This window comes from Stenotrophomonas sp. VV52 (genome assembly GCF_002893095.1).
Lineage (GTDB): Bacteria > Pseudomonadota > Gammaproteobacteria > Xanthomonadales > Xanthomonadaceae > Stenotrophomonas > Stenotrophomonas aracearum.
Genome location: NZ_PKQQ01000031.1, coordinates 1 through 5807, shown reverse-complemented (window position 1 = coordinate 5807; position 5807 = coordinate 1). Strand labels below are relative to the sequence as shown.

Genomic DNA, 5807 nt, shown 5'->3' with positions numbered 1-5807 from the left:
GCCGGGGTGTAGGGGCAGCGCCCCTACGGTAGACGCATCAACCGCGCTTGACGGGCTTCGGCCCACGTCGCATGTGCACCACATTGGAGGGTTCGGCGGCGGGGCCCGGGTCACTCGCGCCCAACCGCCTCTCTCTGCGCTTTCTCAACGCATCCCGCAGGCAGATGACGCTGGAATTCGTTGCAGAGTGTGCCTTGGCAGTCACTGCCGATCGGAGCGGCCGCGGCCGTGCTTCTTCCATCATCTGGCGCCATTCGCGGGCGATGTTGCTCGTCAAGGACCACCAGACCATGTCCTGGACTTCAAGGTGATGGCCTTCAGGGGTGAACATGTGGCCAGCCTGAAAGCCGAAACCGGCCCAGAGGCCGGTCAAGTCGATTCGTTCGGTGGGGTCTATCGTGGTCATGCGGCCAGCTCGTCCTTGGCGGTGGAGTTCTTGAGGGTCGGCAGGGATTCGTGCGAAAAACAGCCAAAAGTTACCTAACAGGCTGAATCTGTAAATGATTTCCCTTATCGAATCGGTTCTTGCGCATTGAGCGGCATATCCAGAACCACGTCGCACTCCGAGGTAAGGTGTTTCAAAAGCGCGGGCACGGGCGGGATCATGCAGGTGCGACCTTTGGGCATGAACGCGTTGATTCCGCTGCGGTAAAACGCGGTGCCTCCCGAACTGCCGGCCTTGGAGAGCACGAGCGCTTTTGCCGGCCGGCGGATGGGTTGACCACCGTCGCCAGCGGGTACGCATGAAACCCGCCATGCGCGTTGTAGATGATCATGGCGTCACCTACTCCCGGCGGCTGCGCCTGCAGATGGGCTTTGACAGTGGTCGATGTCCAGCCAAACAAGGGATATCCCTCGGGTTCCGGGATCTTCTTTTCACGAATCATGCGGGTTCGGTTTATGCCACCACCGATAAGGCGTTCATTGGCCCGCCCTCGGGTGCACCCGCGATCCCGGCGCGCCGGCGACCAGCTCGGCGAACGCCTCGGGGTCGACATCGGCGAACTCGGCTCGCGCGCTCGCGCGTGCCTGCGCCTCGCATTCGGGTTGGAGCGCCCGCGCATCGGCCAGACAAACCGTCGCGCTGTCGAGCGCGGCGGTTGCTGTGGCGGTCGACTCCTCAAGTTGAGCCACCACAGCCGATAAGAGCTCCTCATCGCCGAAAATCTGCCGGCGGATGAAATCGCCCAGCGACAGCCGCGCCGCTTTCGCGCGGCGGCTGGCGTTGGCCTTTTGCTTGGGGGGCATCAGGACCACGACCCGTTCCGTGGCGTGCTCGGGGGTGTTGACACCCATGTCGGACTGCCCGCATATGTAGGTGTGTCAACACTTGGCACATCCGCACGCCGCCGGCGCATCGATCGTCGATGACTGCCGTTCGAATTTTGGGGGCGCTGTTATGCTCACTCGTACGCAATAAGTTCCAGGACTGGCATGGAGCGCGACCGCTATCCCCTTCTCACCATCCCGGTGCCGCCTGACTTCGCCGAGTACTGTGAAGGCCACGGCGCTGCCCCGGCAGCGGTCCTGCAGGCGTTCATGGCCGACTTGGCGCCGACCGTTGAAAGTGGCACTAGCCTGGACCGAGGGAGAGCCGCCCAGTGGTTTCATGCGATCGCGTGGGACCTGCCGCGCTGGAGTGACGAAGACGTTGACTGACCTCACGACCAGCTTCAACCTCATCACGACCATATAGCTAACATACGTTGCTGGAAAACCTCCCGCGCAATCATATGACCAACTCGACCGACCCTTGGACCCGCCGCCGCGCGCAAGCGTTTCCGACGCTGACCCAGGCGCAGCTCGAGGCCGTTCGGGCCTTCGGGACGGTGCATGACGTGGAGGCGCACGAGGTGTTGTTCGATGTCGGCGAGCAGCACGCCGAGTTTATTGTGGTTCTGAGCGGGAAGTTGCGCATCTCCCACTTGGGCTGGGAGGGCGAACAGGAGATCACCGCGCACGGGCCGGGTGAGTTTTCCGGCGAGATCGATATGTTCTCCAACCGGCGCAGCCTGGTGCGCGGGACCGTGATCGAGGCAGGCCAGATGCTGTTCATCGCTCGCGAGGGATTCTGGAGGCTGATCGCGCGGCATGCCGATATCGCCGAGGTGGTAACGCGCGCGTTCATCCTGCGCCGCACCGCACTGATCGAAAATCAGCAGGGCAATGTCATCGTGGTCGGCTCAAGCCACACGGGCGGCGCCTTGCCCATCAGAAGTTTCCTGACGGGAAACGGCCACCCCTATCGCTATGTCGACGTGGACAGCGACGCGAGCGCCGAGACGTTCCTGCGCGAGCTCGGCATTGCGCGCGCGGACCTGCCGGCCGTCGTCTGCCGCGGCGAGCTGATGAAGCGGCCGTCGCCGCGCGCGATCGCCGACTGCCTGGGGCTGTCGGAGCCGCGCGAGGCGGTGGAGGTCTACGATGTGGCCGTGGTGGGTGGCGGGCCGGCTGGCCTGGCGGCCGCGGTGTATGCCGCCTCGGAAGGTGTGCGCGTGATCGTCATCGAGGGCACCGCGCCGGGCGGCCAAGCGGGCACCAGTTCGAAGATCGAGAATTATCTGGGCTTCCCCACGGGTATATCGGGCCAGGCGCTGGCCGGGCGCGGGCTGACCCAGGCGCAGAAGTTCGGCGCCGACGTGGTGACACCGCGCAGCGCGTGCTCGCTCGATTGCCGCCAGCGACCGTTCACCCTGGGACTCGACGACGGCGAGGCGATCAAGACCCGCACCGTCGTCATCGCCAGCGGCGCCGAGTACCGGCGCCTCGGTCTCGACAACGAACACGATTGCCAGGGCGCCGGCATCTATTATGGCGCGACCCATGTGGAGGCCTCGCTGTGCGAGGATGAGGAGGTGGCGGTGGTGGGCGGTGGTAACTCCGCCGGTCAGGCGGCGGTGTTTCTCTCGAACCGTGCCCGGCACGTCCACATGCTCGTGCGCGGGCAAGGATTGGCCGACAGCATGTCGTCGTATCTGATCAACCGAATCGAGCCGTCAGACAACATAACGCTTCATCGGCATACGGAGGTCGCTGGCCTGATCGGCAATGGTGCGTTGGAGAGCCTGCTCTGGCGGAACAACCAAACGGGTGAGACCGAGGAGAGGCCTATACGCCACCTGTTCGTGATGATCGGCGCGACCCCGAATACGGGGTGGTTGGGCGGGTGCCTGGCGCTCGACGACGCAGGCTTTATCAAGACCGGCGGCGATCTGGCCTCGGAAGATCTGAGCCATGCGGGCTGGGCCCGTGACCGGAGGCCCTTTCTGATGGAGACCGACCGGCCTGGGGTCTTCGCGGTTGGCGACGTGCGTTCCGGCAGCGTCAAGCGCGTGGCTTCGGCCGTCGGCGAGGGCTCGATCGCCGTGCAGTACCTGCATAGCATTCTCGGCGAGAGTTGAGCTGTCTAACCAATGCAAAGTGATGTGGTGGCGGTATGCGGAGTAGCCATTCTCGGCGTCTTGTTCCAGATTGTCACAGGAAGAGCGAAACCGCAGCACCGGACCGGGTCAGTGCTGAAGCTGCCCGGGCCGCGTCCATCCAACCCCAAGGAGAACCGACATGGTAAGCAAAGCACTATGGGTCCCACTCGAAGCCAAACCCGGCAAGGAAGCCGAGGTCGAGGCGTTTCTCAACAGCGGCCTTGAACTGGTTCAGCAGGAACCCGGCACCGCGACCTGGTACGCCGTAAAATTGGGGGCGTCGACGTTTGGCATCTTCGACACCTTTGATGACGACGCCGGTCGAGACGCCCATTTATCCGGCAAGGTCGCCGAAGCCCTGATGGAACAAGCACCGGATCTATTCGCGAAGGACCCGGAAATCCACAAGCTCGACGTACTGGCTGCCAAGGGTGCCGCATAGCCCGCACGCCGGCAAACCCCGTACGATCACCCGAGAGGATGCTACTTGTCGCATCCCGCACGATCATAAGGCCGTTTGTTGAAGAGCATCGGATGGGACTTGTACCAATCCTTCATGGACTGGATCGGTGTCTTGCTTTTCAACACGGACTGCGGCAACTGGTGGTTGTACAAGGCCACGTAACGTAACAGGGTGTGCTCCAGGTCGTCGGCGCCATGGAAGTGGTGGGTGTTGAGCACGTCGCTGATGCGGCCATTGAAGCGCTCGACCATGCCATTGGTTTTCGGCGTCCTGGGCTTGGTCAGGCGGTGCTCGATGCCCAAGGCCCGGCACAGCCGGTCGAACTCGTGATGGCCACTGGGCTGACGCTCGCGCGTGGCGAACAGGCGATCGGTGAACTCCTTGCCGTTGTCGGTCAACAGTTGACGATCTTGATCGGGCTGGCCTGGTGCAGCGCCTGCAAGAAGCTGTGGGCACTGGCGGCGCTCTTGTCGCTCTTGATCGCCACGAACACCCAACGCGTGGCCCGATCAATGGCGACAAACAGATAGCGTCGGCGACGCTCATCGGCCATCTGCGGCAAGTACTTGACGTCCATATGGAAGTAGCCCGGCTCGTAAAGCTTGAAGGCCTTGTGCGGCACTTTCGCAGCGGCCGGCTCGGCGGCTTGCAGTTCTTGCCACACCATAAGACAACGGGCGTGGTAAGCCTCCCGCGCGGCGCCAGCCCCGCGATGGCATCATCAAGTTTGCTCATGTGAGTCTCCGGACGTTCAACGCGATGAGGCTAAGGGGCGGCCTTCTCACGGGATGAGATCGCATCGGCCGCGCTGTCGTTGGCGTGCTCGGGGCGGAATTGTGCCAGCAACTGTTCCAGCGTTTCCTGGCGCACGCCAGCGCGCAGCGCATTGGCTTCGGCTTGCTCGCGGCGCTCCCGCTCCCGGGTGGTTTCGGCGCGGGCGTCGGTGAGTTCGATGCGTACGCTGTCCAGCGTTCGTACGTCCTCGGCCCATCGTGTCTGCAGGGCCTGGTGCTCGGTCGCGGTCAGTCGCAACGCATCCAGTTCCCGTTGCTGTGCCTCCGCGGTGTGCTTGGCCTGCGCCAGTTCGCGCTCCAGACGCCCGTGGCGCTCCAGCCACTGGCCGTTGTCGCGATTGAGCTGCAGCAGCTCGTGGTTCTTGGCGGTCAGCGCTTCGTTGGCCTGGCGCAATGCGACTTGCAGTTCCTGCACCTGCTGCTCGTGCCGGCGCTGCTCCTGTTCGCGCTGCTCCTTGACGGAGGTGCGGTAGTGCTCCAGCGCCTGGCGTGCGTGCTGGTGCTTCTCCTCCAGCGAGCGGGCGTGCGCCTCGTGCTCGACCACGCGCGTCGTCAGCCCGGCGACGCGCTCCTCCAGCTGGCGCACCGTGGTGTTCGCCTCAGTGAGGGCCTGCTGCCCCTGCGCGCGCGCCTCGGTTTCGGCCTGCAGGGCGGTTTCGGTGCGTTGCAGTTGGGTGCTCAGCGCGGCCGCCTCCTGCCGTTGGCTCTCCAGCGCGGCTTCGCGCTCCCGCATTTGTGCCTGGAACTGCTCCCGAGCCTCGGTAATCGCAGTCTCGGCTTCTTCGTGCAGGCGTGCTGCGAGCCGGCCGATCAGGTCCTGCAGCGCATCGCTGACCGCCACCGTCGCCCCGACACCCTGGCCTTCCTCCGCCTCCAATTCCTTGAGGTAGCGATGGATGGTCGTCTTGGAGCCCGTGTTGCCCAAGGCGATACGAATCGCATCGAGAGAAGGATTGATGCCTTGCGCCAACAGGCTGTCCCGCGCCTTCTTGATTTCCGACTTGTAGAGCCCGCCGCGTGCCATGTCCGCCTCCTGAGAATTTCGTACCGTAGTACGTACTACGTATTTACGTACTATATAATATCAAGTCAAGCCGTATTTACGGCTGACTAGTTACGCGGGATAAT

At 63.7% G+C, this 5807-nt stretch carries 6 protein-coding genes and 1 pseudogene; 3 read left to right on the top strand and 4 right to left on the bottom strand.

Going from position 1 to position 5807, the window contains the following annotated elements:
* Positions 1–37: 37 nt before the first annotated feature.
* Complete coding sequence (locus C2U58_RS19655; RefSeq protein ID WP_102947327.1) at positions 38–406, bottom strand: DUF3653 domain-containing protein; 369 nt, start codon at positions 404–406, stop codon at positions 38–40.
* Between the two features lie 515 nt (positions 407–921).
* Positions 922–1296, bottom strand: a complete 375-nt coding sequence (locus tag C2U58_RS19650; protein WP_102947326.1) for a hypothetical protein — start codon at positions 1294–1296, stop codon at positions 922–924.
* A 138-nt stretch (positions 1297–1434) separates the two neighbouring features.
* Between C2U58_RS19650 and C2U58_RS19645 the strand changes: the two genes are divergently transcribed.
* The 3 genes from C2U58_RS19645 (at position 1435) to C2U58_RS19635 (ending at position 3864) form a co-directional block, all read left to right on the top strand.
* On the top strand, positions 1435–1659 hold the full coding sequence (locus tag C2U58_RS19645; protein ID WP_102947325.1) for a hypothetical protein: 225 nt from the start codon (positions 1435–1437) through the stop codon (positions 1657–1659).
* Between the two features lie 74 nt (positions 1660–1733).
* The gene (locus C2U58_RS19640) at positions 1734–3401 is read left to right on the top strand and encodes a cyclic nucleotide-binding domain-containing thioredoxin-disulfide reductase (RefSeq protein WP_102947324.1); all 1668 of its coding nucleotides are present in this window, start codon (positions 1734–1736) and stop codon (positions 3399–3401) included.
* Positions 3402–3561: 160 nt separating this feature from the next.
* Complete coding sequence (locus tag C2U58_RS19635; RefSeq protein WP_102947323.1) at positions 3562–3864, top strand: antibiotic biosynthesis monooxygenase; 303 nt, start codon at positions 3562–3564, stop codon at positions 3862–3864.
* A gap of 41 nt (positions 3865–3905) precedes the next feature.
* Here C2U58_RS19635 and C2U58_RS19630 read toward each other — a convergent pair.
* Together C2U58_RS19630 and C2U58_RS19625 are read right to left on the bottom strand one after the other, a co-directional pair.
* Positions 3906–4501, bottom strand: a pseudogene (locus C2U58_RS19630) (DDE-type integrase/transposase/recombinase); the annotation flags it as partial.
* A gap of 149 nt (positions 4502–4650) precedes the next feature.
* Positions 4651–5703, bottom strand: coding sequence for a DNA-binding protein (locus C2U58_RS19625; RefSeq protein ID WP_102947322.1), 1053 nt, complete (start codon positions 5701–5703; stop codon positions 4651–4653).
* Between the last annotated feature and the right edge of the window lie 104 nt (positions 5704–5807).

Bases quoted from the DNA above. Each gene is read 5' to 3' on its own strand.
- C2U58_RS19655 (WP_102947327.1), bottom strand. From the start codon at position 406: ATGACCACGATAGACCCCACCGAACGAATCGACTTGACCGGCCTCTGG.
- C2U58_RS19650 (WP_102947326.1), bottom strand. From the start codon at position 1,296: ATGGGTGTCAACACCCCCGAGCACGCCACGGAACGGGTCGTGGTCCTG.
- C2U58_RS19645 (WP_102947325.1), top strand. From the start codon at position 1,435: ATGGAGCGCGACCGCTATCCCCTTCTCACCATCCCGGTGCCGCCTGAC.
- C2U58_RS19640 (WP_102947324.1), top strand. From the start codon at position 1,734: ATGACCAACTCGACCGACCCTTGGACCCGCCGCCGCGCGCAAGCGTTT.
- C2U58_RS19635 (WP_102947323.1), top strand. From the start codon at position 3,562: ATGGTAAGCAAAGCACTATGGGTCCCACTCGAAGCCAAACCCGGCAAG.
- C2U58_RS19625 (WP_102947322.1), bottom strand. From the start codon at position 5,703: ATGGCACGCGGCGGGCTCTACAAGTCGGAAATCAAGAAGGCGCGGGAC.